This is a genomic window from Dehalococcoidia bacterium, assembly GCA_035528575.1.
Taxonomy (GTDB): domain Bacteria; phylum Chloroflexota; class Dehalococcoidia; order E44-bin15; family E44-bin15; genus DATKYK01.
Map to the genome: position 1 here is coordinate 1 of DATKYK010000042.1, position 16,155 is coordinate 16,155.

Annotated in this window: 18 protein-coding genes and 1 riboswitch; of the genes, 15 read left to right on the forward strand and 3 right to left on the reverse strand. The window is 55.5% G+C overall.

What is annotated here, in order from left to right; translation table 11 throughout:
* Positions 1 to 1,991 (reverse strand): elongation factor G (gene fusA, locus VMX96_10550; protein HUU64333.1); only part of this gene is annotated, 1,991 nt, incomplete at its 3' end.
* A 382-nt stretch (positions 1,992 to 2,373) separates the two neighbouring features.
* Between fusA and gatC the strand changes: the two genes are divergently transcribed.
* From gatC to VMX96_10605, 11 genes are all read left to right on the forward strand, one after another.
* Complete coding sequence (gene gatC, locus VMX96_10555; protein HUU64334.1) at positions 2,374 to 2,664, forward strand: Asp-tRNA(Asn)/Glu-tRNA(Gln) amidotransferase subunit GatC; 291 nt, start codon at positions 2,374 to 2,376, stop codon at positions 2,662 to 2,664.
* Positions 2,665 to 2,736: 72 nt separating this feature from the next.
* The gene (gene gatA / locus VMX96_10560) at positions 2,737 to 4,230 is read left to right on the forward strand and encodes an Asp-tRNA(Asn)/Glu-tRNA(Gln) amidotransferase subunit GatA (protein HUU64335.1); all 1,494 of its coding nucleotides are present in this window, start codon (positions 2,737 to 2,739) and stop codon (positions 4,228 to 4,230) included.
* Positions 4,231 to 4,310: 80 nt separating this feature from the next.
* Positions 4,311 to 4,673, forward strand: a complete 363-nt coding sequence (locus VMX96_10565; protein ID HUU64336.1) for a hypothetical protein — start codon at positions 4,311 to 4,313, stop codon at positions 4,671 to 4,673.
* Positions 4,674 to 4,850: 177 nt separating this feature from the next.
* Positions 4,851 to 5,687 carry a PPC domain-containing protein gene (locus VMX96_10570; GenBank protein HUU64337.1) on the forward strand — a complete coding sequence of 279 codons (837 nt, stop codon included), beginning with the start codon at positions 4,851 to 4,853 and terminating at the stop codon, positions 5,685 to 5,687.
* Between the two features lie 155 nt (positions 5,688 to 5,842).
* The gene (locus VMX96_10575; GenBank protein ID HUU64338.1) at positions 5,843 to 6,094 is read left to right on the forward strand and encodes a DUF6504 family protein; all 252 of its coding nucleotides are present in this window, start codon (positions 5,843 to 5,845) and stop codon (positions 6,092 to 6,094) included.
* Positions 6,082 to 6,867 carry a class I SAM-dependent methyltransferase gene (locus tag VMX96_10580; GenBank protein ID HUU64339.1) on the forward strand — a complete coding sequence of 262 codons (786 nt, stop codon included), beginning with the start codon at positions 6,082 to 6,084 and terminating at the stop codon, positions 6,865 to 6,867. Before VMX96_10575 ends, VMX96_10580 begins: the two co-directional genes overlap by 13 nt.
* On the forward strand, positions 6,864 to 7,784 hold the full coding sequence (locus VMX96_10585; GenBank protein HUU64340.1) for a complex I NDUFA9 subunit family protein: 921 nt from the start codon (positions 6,864 to 6,866) through the stop codon (positions 7,782 to 7,784). Before VMX96_10580 ends, VMX96_10585 begins: the two co-directional genes overlap by 4 nt.
* Before the next feature lie 201 nt (positions 7,785 to 7,985).
* A complete protein-coding gene (locus tag VMX96_10590) occupies positions 7,986 to 8,465 on the forward strand; it encodes an Lrp/AsnC family transcriptional regulator (GenBank protein ID HUU64341.1) in 480 nt (159 codons plus the stop codon).
* An 82-nt stretch (positions 8,466 to 8,547) separates the two neighbouring features.
* A complete protein-coding gene (locus VMX96_10595) occupies positions 8,548 to 9,717 on the forward strand; it encodes an aminotransferase class I/II-fold pyridoxal phosphate-dependent enzyme (GenBank protein ID HUU64342.1) in 1,170 nt (389 codons plus the stop codon).
* A complete protein-coding gene (locus VMX96_10600; protein ID HUU64343.1) occupies positions 9,717 to 10,397 on the forward strand; it encodes a diphthine--ammonia ligase in 681 nt (226 codons plus the stop codon). The genes VMX96_10595 and VMX96_10600 overlap by 1 nt, the downstream gene beginning before the upstream one ends.
* Positions 10,394 to 11,053, forward strand: coding sequence for a diphthine--ammonia ligase (locus VMX96_10605; protein ID HUU64344.1), 660 nt, complete (start codon positions 10,394 to 10,396; stop codon positions 11,051 to 11,053). The genes VMX96_10600 and VMX96_10605 overlap by 4 nt, the downstream gene beginning before the upstream one ends.
* 15 nt (positions 11,054 to 11,068) lie before the next feature.
* On the opposite strand, the gene VMX96_10610 is transcribed toward VMX96_10605, so the two are convergent.
* A complete protein-coding gene (locus VMX96_10610; protein HUU64345.1) occupies positions 11,069 to 11,872 on the reverse strand; it encodes an inositol monophosphatase family protein in 804 nt (267 codons plus the stop codon).
* A gap of 1 nt (position 11,873) precedes the next feature.
* The gene (gene trpS, locus VMX96_10615; protein HUU64346.1) at positions 11,874 to 12,860 is read right to left on the reverse strand and encodes a tryptophan--tRNA ligase; all 987 of its coding nucleotides are present in this window, start codon (positions 12,858 to 12,860) and stop codon (positions 11,874 to 11,876) included.
* Between the two features lie 386 nt (positions 12,861 to 13,246).
* Between trpS and VMX96_10620 the strand changes: the two genes are divergently transcribed.
* The 4 genes from VMX96_10620 to VMX96_10635 all read left to right on the forward strand — a co-directional run bounded on the left by VMX96_10620 (position 13,247) and on the right by VMX96_10635 (position 16,123).
* Entirely contained in the window at positions 13,247 to 13,753 is a 507-nt protein-coding gene (locus VMX96_10620) for a gamma carbonic anhydrase family protein (GenBank protein HUU64347.1), read from the forward strand.
* Positions 13,754 to 13,769: 16 nt separating this feature from the next.
* Positions 13,770 to 14,276: a gamma carbonic anhydrase family protein gene (locus VMX96_10625; protein ID HUU64348.1), complete on the forward strand. Its 507-nt coding sequence runs from the start codon at positions 13,770 to 13,772 to the stop codon at positions 14,274 to 14,276.
* Positions 14,277 to 14,509: 233 nt separating this feature from the next.
* Positions 14,510 to 15,310 (forward strand): SDR family oxidoreductase, encoded by an 801-nt coding sequence (locus tag VMX96_10630; GenBank protein HUU64349.1) that lies wholly within the window; start codon positions 14,510 to 14,512, stop codon positions 15,308 to 15,310.
* A 520-nt stretch (positions 15,311 to 15,830) separates the two neighbouring features.
* Positions 15,831 to 15,919, forward strand: a riboswitch (cyclic di-GMP riboswitch).
* 72 nt (positions 15,920 to 15,991) lie between these two features.
* Positions 15,992 to 16,123 (forward strand): hypothetical protein, encoded by a 132-nt coding sequence (locus tag VMX96_10635; protein ID HUU64350.1) that lies wholly within the window; start codon positions 15,992 to 15,994, stop codon positions 16,121 to 16,123.
* The last annotated feature ends 32 nt before the right edge of the window (positions 16,124 to 16,155 follow it).

Genomic DNA, 16,155 nt, shown 5'->3' on the forward strand with positions numbered 1-16,155 from the left:
CTGAACTCCATCTGGAAGCTGCCCCGACCCTGGGTCATGGAGCGCAGGTCAATGGCATAGCGCTGAACCTCAGGGAGGGGCGCCTGAGCCTCAACCACGTTCCACCCACCCTGCGGGTTCATGCCCATTACCTTGCCCCGCTTGCTGTTGAGATCACCGATAATATCGCCAATGTAGCTCTCGGGCACGGTGATTTTCATGTTCACTATTGGCTCAAGTAAAACCGGCTGCCCATCAGAAAGACCCTTCCTCACGGCGTGGGAACCAGCGATCTTGAAGGCCATATCCGAGGAATCGACGGCGTGATAACTACCATCGTAGAGCGTTACTTTTATGTCAACCACAGGATATCTCGCCAGCACTCCCTCCTGAAGTCCCTCAGAAACCCCCTTCCCCACGGCTGGGATGTAGTTCTTGGGCACCGCCCCGCCCACGATGCGGTTGCTGAACTCATAGCCCGCTCCCCGGGGCAGTGGCTCCACCTCCAAGAAGACATGCGCATACTGACCATGCCCGCCCGTTTGCTTCTTATGCTTGTATTCCGCCCTTGTCGAACTGGTGACTGTTTCTTTGTAGGGAACCCTGGGGGTCTCTATCCTGACCGATACCCCGAACTTGCGCTGCATCTTATCCGCTACCACCTCCAGGTGGGTCTCGCCCATGCCGGAGAGGATGGTCTCCGAGGTATCTGCCTCACGTCGAACCCGCAGGGAGGGGTCCTCTTCAGCGATCCTGGAGAGTGATGAACCCAGCTTATCCAGGTCTTCCTTGGTCTTGGGGTGTACCGCCACGCTCATGGAGGGTAGGGGAAATTCAATAGCGGGCAGGATCAGGGGATGGTCTTTCCCGGATAGGGTATCACCGGTGCTGGTCTCCGCCAACTTGGCTACCGCCCCGACATCCCCCGCCACCAGGTGAGGCACCGGCTCCTGAGCCTTACCCCGAAGCATAAAGATCTGCCCGATGCGCTCCTGGCAATCCCTGGTGGCATTCCAGACGGTGGAGTCGCTGTAGAGGGTGCCGGAGTAGACCCTGAAGCAGGTAAGCTTGCCTACATAGGGGTCTGCGCTGGTCTTGAATACCAGCGCAGACAGGGGAGCGGTTGCATCGGGGTCGATGGTTTCTTCCTGCTTTGACTTGGGGTCTGTCGCCGAGATTTGCCCTCTATCTTTGGGGGAGGGCAGGTAATGGCAAATGGCATCCAAAAGCCCGGTAGTGCCCATGTTCTCCTGCGCCGCGCCCACCAGAACCGGTACTACCTGCCCACCAAGGGTGGCCACGCGCAGACCCTGGCGGATCTCCTCCTCGGTCAGCGCCTCGCCCTCCAGGTATTTGGTAATAAGGTTATCGTCTGTTTCCGCCACCGTCTCTACCAGCTTCTCACGAAATTCTTCAGCCTCACTCTTCAGGGAATCGGGGATCTCCCCCTCCTTATCCTTCAAATAAGCCTTCATGGTAACGAGGTCGACCACCCCCTCGAAATTCTCCTGAGCACCGATGGGGAGCTGTATGGGTAGACACTGCTTCCCCAAACTCCCCTGAATCCCCTCTAAAACCTTGAGGAAGTCGGCATTCTCCCTATCGATCTTGTTAATAAATACCAGACGGGGGATGTTTCGCTCCTCGGCATAGCCCCAGACCAGCTCGGTCCCCACCTCCACGCCGGATGAGGCACATACCACGATGACCGCCCCATCGGCAACGCGCACCGCAGCCCTGACCTCGCCCACGAAGTCGGCGTAGCCCGGGGTGTCAAAGAGATTCACCTTGAGCCCCTGCCACTGGCAGGGAATTAGTGAGAGGTAGATGCTAATCTTGCGCTTGACCTCATCAGGGTCGTAGTCCGAGGTAGTGTTCCCCTGTTCCACCCTGCCCAAGCGGGTGATCGCCCCTGAGCTATAGAGCATCGCCTCGGAGAGCGAGGTCTTGCCAGCACCCGAGTGGGAAAGCAGCACCACGTTGCGCATCTGCTCAGTGGTATATTGCGGCATCGACTATCCCCCTTCCCTCAATGCGGATATCTGTTCTGCCCTCTTCCTGGGCCTCATCCCGCCCATTATAACCCTTTTGGGGAATAGCTGACAATGCTGATACCGCTGAGGCTCACCGGCGACCCGTCACCATCTTCCTATTGGAACTGTCATTGCCACAAAAATAGAGCTACGTTCCATGTCATTCAGAACCTGTTTCGGAATCTCAAGGTTAATACGGGGATGCTGAAACAAGTTCAGCATGACAACATAGAAGAAACCAACGGCCATCAACTATCCCCAATCTACTAATCACCAATTCCCCCTTCTCCAGCACAGGTGTTGCTCATTCCAATGGTTAGGTGCTATAATCAGCTACACTGCAGCTAATTGAGTGGGGAAAATGAAGCTAAGTCGTGAAGAGGTATTGCGCCTTGCCACCCTTTGCCGGTTGAGCCTCTCCGAGGAGGAGATGGAGAGATTCCAGGAGCAGCTTTCCCATATCCTGGAGAACTTCGAGGTTATGCAGCAGGTCGATACCAGCGATGTCCCCCCTACAGCATACCCCATCCCGCTGGAGAACGTGGTTGGGGAGGACGAGGTAGCACCCTCACTCCCCCAGAGCGATATTCTCGCCAACGCCCCTCATCAGGAGGAGGGTTACTTCAGGGTGAAGGCAGTGCTGGAGCAATGAGAACCGCGATCACAAAAATCAGCAGGTAATAGAGGAGTTGACTATCGCGCAGGTCGAAAAAAGGGGAGTAACTTGAACCGCTACGACCTTACCATTCACCAGGCTCACCAGCTTCTCAAGAAAAGAGAGCTCTCCTCTCTGGAGCTAACCAGGGCAGTGCTGGAGCGCATAGCCCGGGTGGAAAAAAGGGTTCATGCCTTCGTTACCGTGACCGAGGACGAGGCGCTTCACCAGGCAGCGCAGGCAGATGAGCGAATCAAGAGGGGGGAGCTAACCCCCCTGACCGGTGTCCCGGTGCTCATCAAGGATAATATGTGCACCAAGGCAGTCGTCACCACCTGCTCATCGAGGATGCTGGAGAATTTCGTCCCCCCTTATGACGCCACGGTGGTTGAGAAGCTGAGGGATGCCGGCATGGTGATGGTGGGCAAGGGAAATATGGACGAGTTCGCCATGGGCTCATCCAACGAGCACTCTGCGTTCTTCCCCACCTGTAACCCGTGGGACCTGGAGCGGGTCCCCGGTGGCTCGAGCGGGGGGCCGGCGGTAGCGGTAGCCACCGGTGAGGCGGTCTACGCCATAGGCTCCGATACCGGGGGAAGCATTCGCCAGCCAGCCGGATTCTGCAACGTGGTGGGCCTAAAGCCCACCTACGGCCGGGTCTCCAGATACGGCCTGGTGGCCTTCGCCAGCTCCCTGGACCAGATAGGACCGCTTACCAGGGATGTTACCGACTCGGCGCTGGTGATGAATGCTATCGCCGGGTACGACCCCAGGGATTCGACCTCGGCAAACTATCCCGTCCCTGACTACACGAGAGCTCTCATACCCGATCTCAAGGGGCTTAATCTGGGCGTCCCCAGGGAGTACTTCCTTGAGGGGATGCAAAGGGGGGTGGAGGAGGCAATGCGCACCGCCATCGCCGCGCTGGAGGAGCTGGGGGCAACGGTGGATTGGGAGGTGTCGCTGCCCCATACCAAATACGGCCTGGCCGCTTACTACATTATCGCCCCCTCGGAGGCGATGGCCAACCTCGCCCGCTACGATGGGGTGAAGTACGGATTCTCATATGACGGCGAGAGCATGTGGGATGATATGGAGAAGACAAGGGGCTATGGCTTTGGCCCCGAGGTGAAACGGCGCATCATACTGGGCACCTATGCCCTCTCCGCCGGCTACTACGATGCCTACTACCTAAAGGCGCAAAAGGTGCGCACCCTGATCAGGCGGGAGTTCGAGCAGGCCTTTGAGCGCTACGATGCGCTGATAACCCCCACCTCGCCCACGGTGCCCTTCAAGATCGGGGAGAAGGTGGATGACCCGCTCCAGATGTACCTGAGCGATGTCTGTACCCTGCCCATAAACATCGCCGGCATACCCGGCCTTTCCGTCCCCGCCGGCTTCTGCGATGGGCTGCCGGTTGGGATGCAGATTCTGGGCAAGCCCTTCAGCGAGGAGATGCTCCTCCGCATCGGCTTCGCCTACGAACAGGCAACCGGGTGGTGGGAGCGGCGGCCGCAGCTTGAAAAAGGGGGTGCGGTGGCTGGAAATTTGAAAGGGGGATAAGTATCCATGTGGTTATATCTGGTGATATTCCTGGTGGTTACTGCCATTTTCATCCTTGACACCGGAGAGGAGGGAAAGTAATGGAATGGAAATACTGGCCAATTATCGGGCACTTCTCCATACTTCTTCTCGGCGTCCTGTTGCTTGTGGGGTTTATCCGTTATGAAGGTTCAGCAGCGGGACCCACACCAACAGCATCGCCGACACCGCCGCCAACAGTGGTGCTGTCGTGCCAGCAAGCAAACGATGCCATTCAGGACGCCGTCAGTGATTATCACAATAATACAAGAAAGTGGCCTACCTCTGACGGCCGGCCAGGAGATATTCTGTGGACACAGCTTGTTCCCAAATATATGGATAGCGTCCCCGGCATCGATAGCAGGTGCGACTGGTGGGTGAACAGCGAACCGGAGGGGGAGGTTTGCATCAGGAACCGGTGCTGAGGGTGCACATGTGGCACGTCGTGCTCACAAGACTAGGATAAAAAGGGAAAGTCAGTTGCTATGCCCTACGAGCAGGCGACTCGCTGCGGCGAGCGGGGGACACCAAATTACAAAGGGCGTGATGTACAGTAAAAATCCAGTTCATAATCGGCAAAGCCAAAGCAAAGGAGGTACATAATGAGGATCACAAAGGTTGTCTTATCATTGCTCCTGGGCACCCTGCTGGTGTCCGCATTCGCCTGCTCCCAGGAACCGAGTCCAACACCCACGCCGACACCAGTCCCCACCATCGCTTACAATGATATGAATACCGGCGGAGACGCCGGTAACAACATGGAGACTGCCGCTAGAATTTCTCTTACCGCCAGTGGCACCGGTTACCTCAATGAAGTCCCCGGGGACAATCAGGACTACTATACCTTCAATATCTCCGCGCCGGGCACCATAAATGTCTCCATGACACCATCATTTGGTGCTAACTTCAACCTGTGCCTGAAGAACCCTACTGGTACCACCGTGGCCAGCTCCAACAGGTCCGGCTATGAAAAGGAGTCGATCTCTTACCAGGTGGCGGAAACTGAATACTGGTTTGTAGGGGTAGACCAGGAGGCGGGAAGCGGCAACTACTCCCTTAGCATATCATTTAACCCTATATTCCAGAACGATATGAACACAGGAGGCGATGCCGGTAACACCCCAGAGACCGCTGCCAGCATCGCCCTTCCTGCTACCGGAACCGGTTACCTCGATGAGGCTATTGTTGACAGTTGGGACTACTATACCTTCCTTATTACTGCACCCGGCACCATCAATGTTTCCATGACACCATCATTTGGTGCCAACTTCGATCTCTACCTTGAGGACCCTTACGGGACAACCCGGGCCAGTTCCACCAAGGCCGGTTATCAACCGGATACTATCTCCTATAATAATTCAACGACTGGATACTGGTTTGTTAGGGTAGAGCAGGAGGCAGGAAGCGGCAATTACTCCTTGAGCATATCTTTCGAATGAGCCAGCCGCACGGCAGTTCCATGAAAAGCGTTTCTAAGGCCGGAGATTGGATGCCGCCAGCGACAGCGCCAGTTTCAACAAGCACCTCTCCGCTGAAGAACGCTTTCCCTGATTTAACCAGGAGATAGTACGAGATCTCTTCCGGTGGCAATTTTATGTTTGAAATAGATGCTCACCGACCAATCCAGGTCACCTGCTACTCCGGGCGCAGCTATGCCGACCGCCCCGCTTCGTTCGTTTGGCGGGGTAAGCAGTATGAAGTGAATGAAATAGAAAAAGAATGGCTTGAACCGCGACAAAAACACTTCATAGTGCGAGCTACGGGCGAAAAGGGCGAAAAAGGTGAGAAGCGGTTCGATATTTACTATGATGAGCGGGAGGATTCGTGGTCGCTATGCGAGGTTTAGTGAATACCTTCATCGATAAGAGGGAGCTGGCACTGCTTGCCAGGGAGACCAGCGAGATAACGGCTTTTGACTCATATCTGAAAAACCGCCTTTCCGATAGCGCCATCGATGGGCTCAAGGCATGGGAATATGGCAAGCTAGTGAGCTTCATCGGCGACTTCGGCGGGCTTCAGGTGCTCGATGTGGGACCGGGGGATAGCACCTTCTGCCTCTTTCTAGCGAAAAAAGGGGCATCGGTCGCCACCATCGACTACCCCCAGCCGATGGCGCCGGATAAGGAGGGCTTCAGAAGAAGCTGCCGAGAAAACAGCGTCGCCGTCCACTGCGGCACCATGCTACAGATGCCATATAAGAATGAAAAATTCGACCTGGTAACCTGTATTTCTACCATCGAGCATCTGGATGTAACCCCAAATTGGAAGCCCATTCCGTACCTGGATTTCATCGCACTAACCCGTACAGCCCTTGCCGAGATGGGGCGGGTGCTCAAGGAGGGCGGATATCTATACATTACCTCGGACGCCTATGAGCCGCGGCGTCAGAAGACGGATAACTGGAGTCTGGGGACGATATACGATGGCATCGGCGCTGCCTACAGCATCCATGACATCGAGGAGATATTCGTAAACACCATCAGGCAGGCTGGCCTTGCCCTGGTGAATGGCTATGACTACCGGCCAGGCCTGGTGCTCCATGACCCCCAGAGGTGTAACTACCGTGGCAGATACTTCACTACCTTCGGCGTCCTGGCGCAAAAGGGATGTGGACGATGATCCTGGTTAGCGGTGGAACCGGCTTTGTGGGCAGCTACCTCATCCCCAGGCTGGCAAGTGGCGAAAAAGGCCATGGGAAGATAAAATGCCTGGTGAGAAATCCCGAAAAGTCCAGGGCGCAGGCGCTGCGGGAGCAGGGGGTAGAGCTGGCACCGGGAGATGTGACCCGGCCTCAAAGCCTGAGAGAGGCAATGCAGGGCGCGGACACCGTCATCCACCTGGTGGCGATAATCAGGGAGAGTAAAGCGGCCACTTTCCACGGGGTTAACGCTCAGGGAACAGGGAATATGGTAGAGGCTGCCCTGGCCTCAGGCGTTAAGCGGTTCATCCATGTAAGTGCCCTGGGTGCCAGTCCTGATCCCGGGTACCGCTATACCTATTCCAAGTGGCAGGGGGAGGAGGCACTGCGAAGCAGCAACCTGGACTATACCATCTTCAGGCCATCGGTCATCTTTGGCCAGGGCTACGGCTACAGCTTCGTTGACAGCATGATACGGTCGCTCAACATGTTGCCCTTGATCGCTCCCCTACCCGGCGGGGGGAAGACTCGCTTCCAGCCTATCTGGGTGGAGGATGTGGTATCCTGCATAATTGGGGCACTACATGATAGAGGTAAGGGCTGTGAGAACGGAAAAACCTATGATATAGGTGGGCCGGAGCACCTCACCTACCGGGAGATGCTGGATGCTGTTATTCATGCCCTGGGCGCCCGGCGTGTCAGGGTTAACATCCCCATCACCTTGATGCGACTGGTGGTGCCGGCGATGGAAAGAGCCATGAGCAACCCGCCGATAACCTCAGTAGAGCTTAAACAAATGGACCTGGACAATACCACCGACCTTGATTCGGTGGAGCGCCACTTCGGATTCAAGCCGGCGGCACTGAGCCAGAAGCTGAGCTATATCATGCCATCATGATCAGTTTTACGTACTATAAGAGACTGCTGAAAAAGAGGTGCCCCGATATAATCGGGGCCGGGGGTCTCCCCGATGTATCGGGGCAGCTTTAATAAGTCCCCCAAGATTGGGGGATTTGGGGGTTGATTGAGACTATTTCAGCAATCTCCTTTAGAGAAATCGTTTGAGAAAGAGCGAATAAAACGCAAGAGGGAGGATAATATGAATGAGATCTTTCAAATCCTGGAAGAGGACGCTCGCAAGAGCCCCCAGCGTATCGCCACCATGACCGGTATCCCCCTCGCTAAAGTGAAAGCGGCGATCAAGCAGGCAGAGCGCGACCACACCATCATTAAATACAAGGCGATAGTCAACTGGGATAGGCTGGGCGAGGGGCAGGTGGTAGCCCTGGTTGAGGTGAGGCTGGTACCCCAGCGCGATGTCGGGTTCGACGCCATCGCCGAGCGGATCTATCGATTCCCCGAGGCGCGCTCGGTATACCTGATGTCAGGCACTTATGACCTCGCCGTGCTGGTAGCAGGTAAGACAATGCAGGAGGTCGCTTCCTTCGTCACCCAGAAACTCGCCCCCCTTGAAGGGGTACAGGGTACGGTGACCCATTTCCTGCTCAAGCGCTATAAGGAGGACGGCGAGGTGCTGGAAGGTGAGGAGCGGCTGAAGCGCGTGCCCATCATGCCTTAGCAATATTACGATGGGTGCTACTGAATAGACGGTAAATCCTAAAATTGCATGATGATTGCCTTACAGTGTGAAAGGGCAAAAAATGAAAAAGCGAAATGTGATCTCCAAAAGGGTGAGGGACATATCGCCATCGGGGATCAGGAGGTTCTTCGACATCCTGGCCTCGCTGGAGGGGGTCATCTCCCTGGGCGTCGGCGAGCCTGACTTCGTCACCCCCTGGCACATCCGCGAGTCGGGGATATACTCACTGGAGCAGGGATATACCTCCTACACCTCTAACTACGGTCTGCTGGAGCTGCGGGAGGAGATCGCCCGCTATCTAAATGGCCGCTACGGGCTGGTCTACGACCCCCAAAAGGAGATACTAATCACCGTGGGCGTCAGCGAGGGGCTTGACCTGGCGATGCGTGCTGTCATCGACCCCGGGGATGAGGTTATCGGCCACCAGCCGAGCTATGTATCCTACATGCCCTGCGCCATGCTGGCCGGGGGGAGGTTCGTCCCGGTTCCCACCTATGTCGAGAACGAGTTCAAGGTAAGCGCGGACGATATCGAGAAGCGGGTTACCCCCAGAACCAAGGCACTCATGCTGGGCTACCCCAGCAACCCCACCGGCGGGGTGATGGACCGCGCCGGACTAAAAAAGGTGGCAGATGTTGCCCAGCGACACGACCTTATAGTGATCTCAGATGAGGTCTACGAGCGACTGGTTTACGGGGTAGAGCACACCTGCTTCGCCTCCCTGCCCGGAATGCAGGAGCGCACCATTCACCTCGGCGGCTTCTCCAAGGCGTATGCCATGACCGGCTGGCGCATCGGGTATGCCGCGGCACGGGAGGCTATCATCGAGGCTATGATGAAGATTCACCAGTACACCATTCTATGCGCCCCGATAATGGCCCAGAAGGCGGCGATCGAGGCGCTCCGCGGTGGGGAGCCCCAGGTCGAGGAGATGGTTGCGGAGTATGACCAGCGCCGCCGAGTAATGGTCGAAGGATTCAACAGCATAGGGCTTGCCTGCTTCGAGCCACGGGGGGCGTTCTACGCCTTCCCCTCGATAAAGGGCACCGGGCTTTCATCTGAGGACTTTGCCGAGAGGCTGCTTCTCGAGGGGCATGTGGCCGTGGTCCCCGGCGATGCCTTCGGCGAGTGCGGCGAGGGCTACGTCCGCTGCTGCTACGCCACATCAATGGAGGAGATCGAGGAGGCACTGGAGCGGATGGGACGCTTCGTCAGAAGCCACCGCACGTGATGAACCGAGGGCTAAAGGTTGCCGTATCGTGGAGCGGTGGCAAGGACAGCGCACTTTCGCTCTTCCGCGCTATCAGGAGCGGTCTCCACATCCACTGCCTCTTGAACCTCATCAACCGCGATGCCTCAAGGAGCATGTCCCATGGCCTTGACCCAAGGTTGATAGCGGCCCAGGCCGAGGCCCTTGAGATACCCATCGTGCAGCGGAAAACCACGTGGGAGACATACGAGGATGAGTTCAAGCGGGCGGTAGTGGATCTGAAGCAGCACGGGGTAAGCGCAGTGGTATTCGGAGACATCGACGCCGGCATCGAGGAGCATAGGGACTGGATAGAGCGGGTCTCGGCTGAGCTTGAGGTGAGGCCCATATCGCCGCTGGGGGGCGGTACGCCGCAAGGGCTCCTCACCGAGTTTATCGACGCCGGCTTCGAGGCGATCGTGGTGTGTGCCAAGGCGGAGCTCTTCGGCGAAGAGTGGCTCGGCCGGAAGATGGATGAGGGTTTTATACAAGAGCTTCAGAGTAAAGATTTCCACCCCTGCGGGGAGATGGGGGAGTACCATACCCTTGTCACCAACGGCCCCATCTTCAAGCGGCGGATAGATATAATCGATAGCGAGAAGGTGTTAAGGGAGGGATACCGGTTTCTGGATATCTCCTCTTTCGCCCTTTCACCACGATGATGCGCGAAAAAGTACTGCTCTCATGGAGCGGGGGCAAGGACAGCGCGCTGGCCCTCCACGCGATCAGCCAGGACCAGCGATATGAAATCGTGGGTCTGCTTACCACGGTAACCGAGGACTATCACCGCATCAGCATGCACGGCGTGCGGGAAGCCTTACTGGAACAGCAAGCCGGCGCCATAGGTCTGCCCATCTCCAAGGTGTTAATATCTAAAAATGGCTCCTACGAGGAATATGAATCTCAAATGAAAGAGGTGCTACTCCAGTTTCAGCAATCGGGCGTTAATGCCGTGGTGTTTGGCGATATATTCCTGGAAGACATCAGGAAATACCGCGAGGAGAACCTGGCAAGGGTAGGGATGAAAGGCGTTTTCCCCCTCTGGGGAAAAGATAATCTCCCACAAGCGTTTATCGATTCTGGCTTCAAGGCTATCGTCACCTGTGTTGATACGAAAGCTCTGGATAAAAAATTTGTGGGGAGATTGTTCGATGGAGAGTTCCTGGCTGAACTGCCGGCCATCGTCGATCCCAATGGAGAAAACGGCGAGTTCCACTCCTTTGTATACGAAGGACCCATATTCCGGAAAAAGATATCATATAGAATCGGCGAGGTGGTCAAAAGGGATTCGTTTTACTACTGTGATCTAGAGCCGTGAAGCATAACCTAATGGCTAGCCCCTGGACCGACCCATGAAGTCCTGATGGATCTTCCTGTTGGTGGCGATGACACTCTTGCTTTGAATGCCGACCGGCTGCCCGTCAAGCTCGGTGACCACTCCCCCCGCCTCGCTCACCAGGAGGATGCCGCTCGCCAGGTCCCAGGGGTATAGGGCAAGGTGAATGTACAGATCAAGGCGACCGCAGGCGGTATAGGCCAACCCCAGCGCCGCCGAGCCCATCACCCTCACGCTCACCACCCCGGGCCAGAGGGCACTCGCAACCCCCAGAATCTCCTGCCCTATCTCAGCATCGTATCCCATGTCGAAGCCGACGAGGGATTCCCCAAGCGATGTTCTGGTAGATACGGCGATGGGGGAATCGTTTAAGAAAGCCCCCTGCCCTTTCTCCGCCCTGAATAGCTCCTTCCTCACCGGGTCGTAGCTGATACCCAGAAGAAGCTCCTCTCCCCGCGCCAGGGCGAGGGCTACGCAGAAGTGGGGGATGCCATAGGCATAGTTACGGGTGCCGTCAATGGGATCGATGATCCAGGTATAGGACGAATCGCCGGCGATGTCCGCAGATTCCTCGGTCATTATGCTAAAGTGGGGGTATTCGTATTGAAGGAGCGCCGAAATCTTCTCCTCCGCCAGCACATCGACATCGGTGACGATGTTGCTCCTCCCCTCTTTATAGGAAATGCGCTTCTCGCCGTGGAAGTGGGCCATAATGATGTCTCCCGCCTCCCTCACCGCCTGAACTGCCACCTCATAAGCCCCCCTGCCGCTCCTGCCTAATGGCAAATCGCCCATTGTCATCCTAGATAAGCCCCATCCTCTCTTTGACCTCTCTCAGTGTCTCGGCGGCGATGGCATGGGCGCGGAGGGCACCATCTGCAATCACCTCCTCGACGTACTGGGGATCTGCGGCAAGCGCAGCGCGCCGCTCGCGGAAGGACTTAAAATACTTATTTATATTATCAGCGAGGAATTTCTTGCACTCAACGCAACCTATTTTCGCCCCCTGGCAGTCATCGAATATGTTCCTAATTTGAGTGTCATACAAGGGGCGAGTAATAAATCGATGCAGGTTATATATATTGCATACCTGAGGATGCCCCGGGTCGCGGCGATATTTGCGGGCGGGGTCGGTGAAGGCACCCATCACCCGCTCCCGCGTCTCCTCGGGCGAGGCGGCTAGCTCGATCTCGTTGTTAAGGCTCTTGCTCATCTTGCTTGCACCGTCCAGCCCCACGATAATGGGAGCATCGGTTAGCTTTGCCTGGGGCTCAGGGAAGGTGGGTCCGAAGATATAATTAAAGCGGCGCACGATCTCCCGCGCCAGCTCCAGATGTGGCAACTGGTCCTCACCCACGGGGACGGTTTGCGCCTTGTATAAGACAATGTCTGCGGTCATCAGCACCGGGTAGCCCACCAGCCCATAGTTTATGTTCTCCGGCTGCATCCTGGCCTTCTCCTTAAAGGTAGCCACACGGGTGAGCCAGCCAAGCGGTGTGACCATGCTGAGCAGGGTGTGAAGCTCCATCACCTGGGGCACATGCGACTGGACAAACAGGATGCTCTTCTGGGGATCGAGACCTGCCGCCAGCCAGTCCAGCATCATCTCGCGAATGTTCCCCTGGAGCTTATCGGTATCCTCCAGGGTGGTCAGGGCGTGGATATCAACGATGCAATAGATGCACTCGTAATCCTGCTGAAGCTTGACGTAGTTCTGAATTGCCCCCAGGTAATTGCCGATGTGCTGCCTTCCCGTCGGCCTGGCTCCAGAAAAGACGCGTCCCTTCATTCTGCCTCCTCAATCGTAGAAGTTTAACACAAACGGAGGTCAGGGACAAGCTGACGTACTCGTCCAGTACACTGGTGGCATATCACCGTTCACCAGCTTTTACCCGTCATTGCGAGGACCCCGATTTATCGGGGGACGTGGCAATCTCCGGGTTAGTATGCCAATGTGGGGATTGCCGTGCCCCGACCCCGATATAGGCCGAAGTGTCGGCCGACCTGTCGACCTCGGGGGACAATTCGGCCTAACTTGGGGCTCGCAATGATGAGTGAAACGAAACCCACGATACCGGGTATCAACTATCTATCTGAACGAGATCACCTGACCCTCACTTGAACATCGCTGACTATTACGCTATGCTATACTGTGGCCCAGTCAAGGGGGTGATAGTGATAAAATCCTTCAGGGGAAATACTCCCAAGATACATGAGACGGCGTTTGTCAGCAAAGAAGCATACATAGTGGGAGATGTGGAGATAGGCGAAGGCTCGGGCATATGGCCGGGGACGGTTATAAGGGGCGATAGCGCAAAAATAACAATAGGGAAAAACACCCAGATCGAGGACAACTGCACGGTGCACAGCGGCGTGCCGATGACCATAGGCGAAAATGTGCTCATCGGGCACAATGTGGTAGTGCACTGCGCCCGTATAGGCGACAACGTGCTCGTGGGAAACAACGCCACACTGCTGGACAATGCGGAGATAGGTAGCTATTGCATTGTGGGCGCCAACGCGCTGGTCAATATGGGCATGAAGATCCCGGAGAGGACATTCGCCATCGGCGTGCCCGCCAGGATCAAGGGCGAGGTTCCTCAGGAGAGGACTGACATAATTAGTCTAGCGTTGCTCTTTAACATAGTGCTGGCCAAAGAATACAAAGAGCACGGACTCTAAATCCAGAGCTTTTAACATGATAAGGACCTTTAACGGTAAGACACCGAAGATACACCAGACAGCATTTATAAGTGAAGCGGCCTATGTAGTCGGGGATGTGGAGATAGGCGAGAACTCCAGTGTCTGGCCGGGGACAGTGATCCGGGGAGACCACGCCCCGATAGTTATCGGCAAGAACACCCAGATCGAGGACAACGGCCTTGTGCACACCGGAACTCCGATGTCTATCGGCGATAACGTACACATCGGGCATAACGTCGTAGTCCACTGCAGCCGCATCGGGGACACCACGCTAATCGGCAACCACGCCACCCTATCGGAGTATGCCGAGATAGGAGATTTCTGCGTAGTCGGTGCCGGCGCGCTGGTAACACCGGGGATGAAGGTACCCGACCGCACCTTCGTGGTCGGCGTGCCCGCCAAAGCCAAAGGTGAGGTGTCAGAGGATAGGATCGCTATCACCAGGCAGAGCGTAGAGATCTATATAAAGATGTCGAGGGAATACAAAGAACAGGGACTATAAACCCAGAGACCGCTGAAAAAGAGGTGCCCCGATATAATCGGGGCTGGGGGTCTCCCCGATGTATCGGGTTAGATTTAAAATGTCCCCCAAGATTGGGGGATTAGGGGGTTGATTGAGACTATTTCAGCATTCTCATCCAATACAGTAAGTTATTCCGTTAACTGGTGGTTGCTTGGACTCGATTGAGCCAAGCAGGCTAACTAAAGAAAGGGTTTAAAAAGGAGGTTTTTATAATGGGCCTGAGCAAGATACAGGAGTTGCTGGACTTCACCGGGAAGGTAGCCATCGTTACCGGTGGCGGCAGGGGCATTGGCCCGGCCATCGCACTGGGGTTTGCCGATGCGGGCGCCGACGTGGTGGTCACCAGCCGCACCAAGGCCGAAATAGACAAGGTAGTCAAGGACATCGAGGCAACGGGTAGGAAGGGCCTGGCGGTTACCGCCGATGTCGGCAAGGCCACTGATGTCCAGAAGGTGGTCGATGCGACCGTAGATAAGTTCGGCAAGATAGATATCCTGGTGAACAATGCCGGCTTCTTTCCGTACAGTCTTTTCCTCGATATAACCGAAGAGGAATGGGACCGGGTGCAGGATACCAACATCAAGGGACAATTTCTCTGCGCACAGGCGGTGGCCAGACAGATGGTAAAGCAGGGTAAAGGGGGGAAGATCGTCAACACCGCCTCCATCGAAGGGGAGTTCCCCATCACCGCCGGGCGCACCCACTACCATGCATCCAAGGGCGCGGTAATCAACTTCACCAGGGGCCTGGCCAAGGAGCTTTCCCAATACAAGATAAATGTCAATGCAATTGCTCCCGGATTGACCGATACCCCGGGTGCGCGGGAACTGACCGGAGGCTACAGCCTCGATTCTTTCGGTGACAGGATACCGATGGGCCGTCTGGGGAAGCCGGAGGATATTGCATGGGCAGTTCTCTTCCTGGCCTCGGATGCTGCCGAGTACATAGCAGGGTTTACGCTCTTCGTCGATGGGGGTCTACTTCTCGGCCGCGGCTGGAAGCGTATAGGGTAAGGTTAGTAGTAAGTAACGAAAGGGGAGGCAATGGCCTCCCCTTTTTATATCCAATATTACTATATCAGACATTTCATCATATTGTGCAGTCTAGAGGTCAGTCAGGTTGGTGAGAGAAGAAAGGGTGAGTTATTTTTATCAGGATACCAATAATCGCTGATTAACCTTTATTGAGTAAGGTCTCAGCTTTACGAGGTGAAACACTCTTTATTTTGCTGGCTCATCCACTTAGACTCAAATGCCCACTTTTATATGACTCGCTGTTTCTTTCTCTCTTCAATTTTTAACTATACTTCGATTCAGAGGCCTATGATTACAACACGCGCAGACACTTTAGTTGGTTAGGTTTGCTTTGTCAAGAATTTCAGTTGACAATCTGATGGTTTGTTAATGTTACCTGGTGCTTATATCGCCCCAATGCAACACTTATTGACAATGAGAGAGCTGCGGAGTACTATACTCGCACGCGACACACGACTGCCAATCACCTGAAGCGTGAAGCTAAGAACCTAATGTATGATTTTGAGAAAGGCAAACCGTGAGCAATCGCGGGGCACAAAGCTACAGGTCCTATTATAAAAGAATATACAGGATGGCTGGGTTGCCAAAGACCAATCCTTCTTAAGTCTTTCTGGGGTGAGAAAGGCTTTTGTTCGCCTGAGGTAAGGAGGGCTAGTACAAATGAAGACAAAATCAGTCAGTGTTGCTGTGGTGTCGTTCACGCTCCTCGTAGTCACCATCACCGCTGGTTGTTATGTGAAGCCCCCGTTAGGATACCTGGCAGCAGCCGCCTGCTTGTCACCGAAGTATTAGAGGAAACAAGGGGCCCGACTGAGTCACGGATG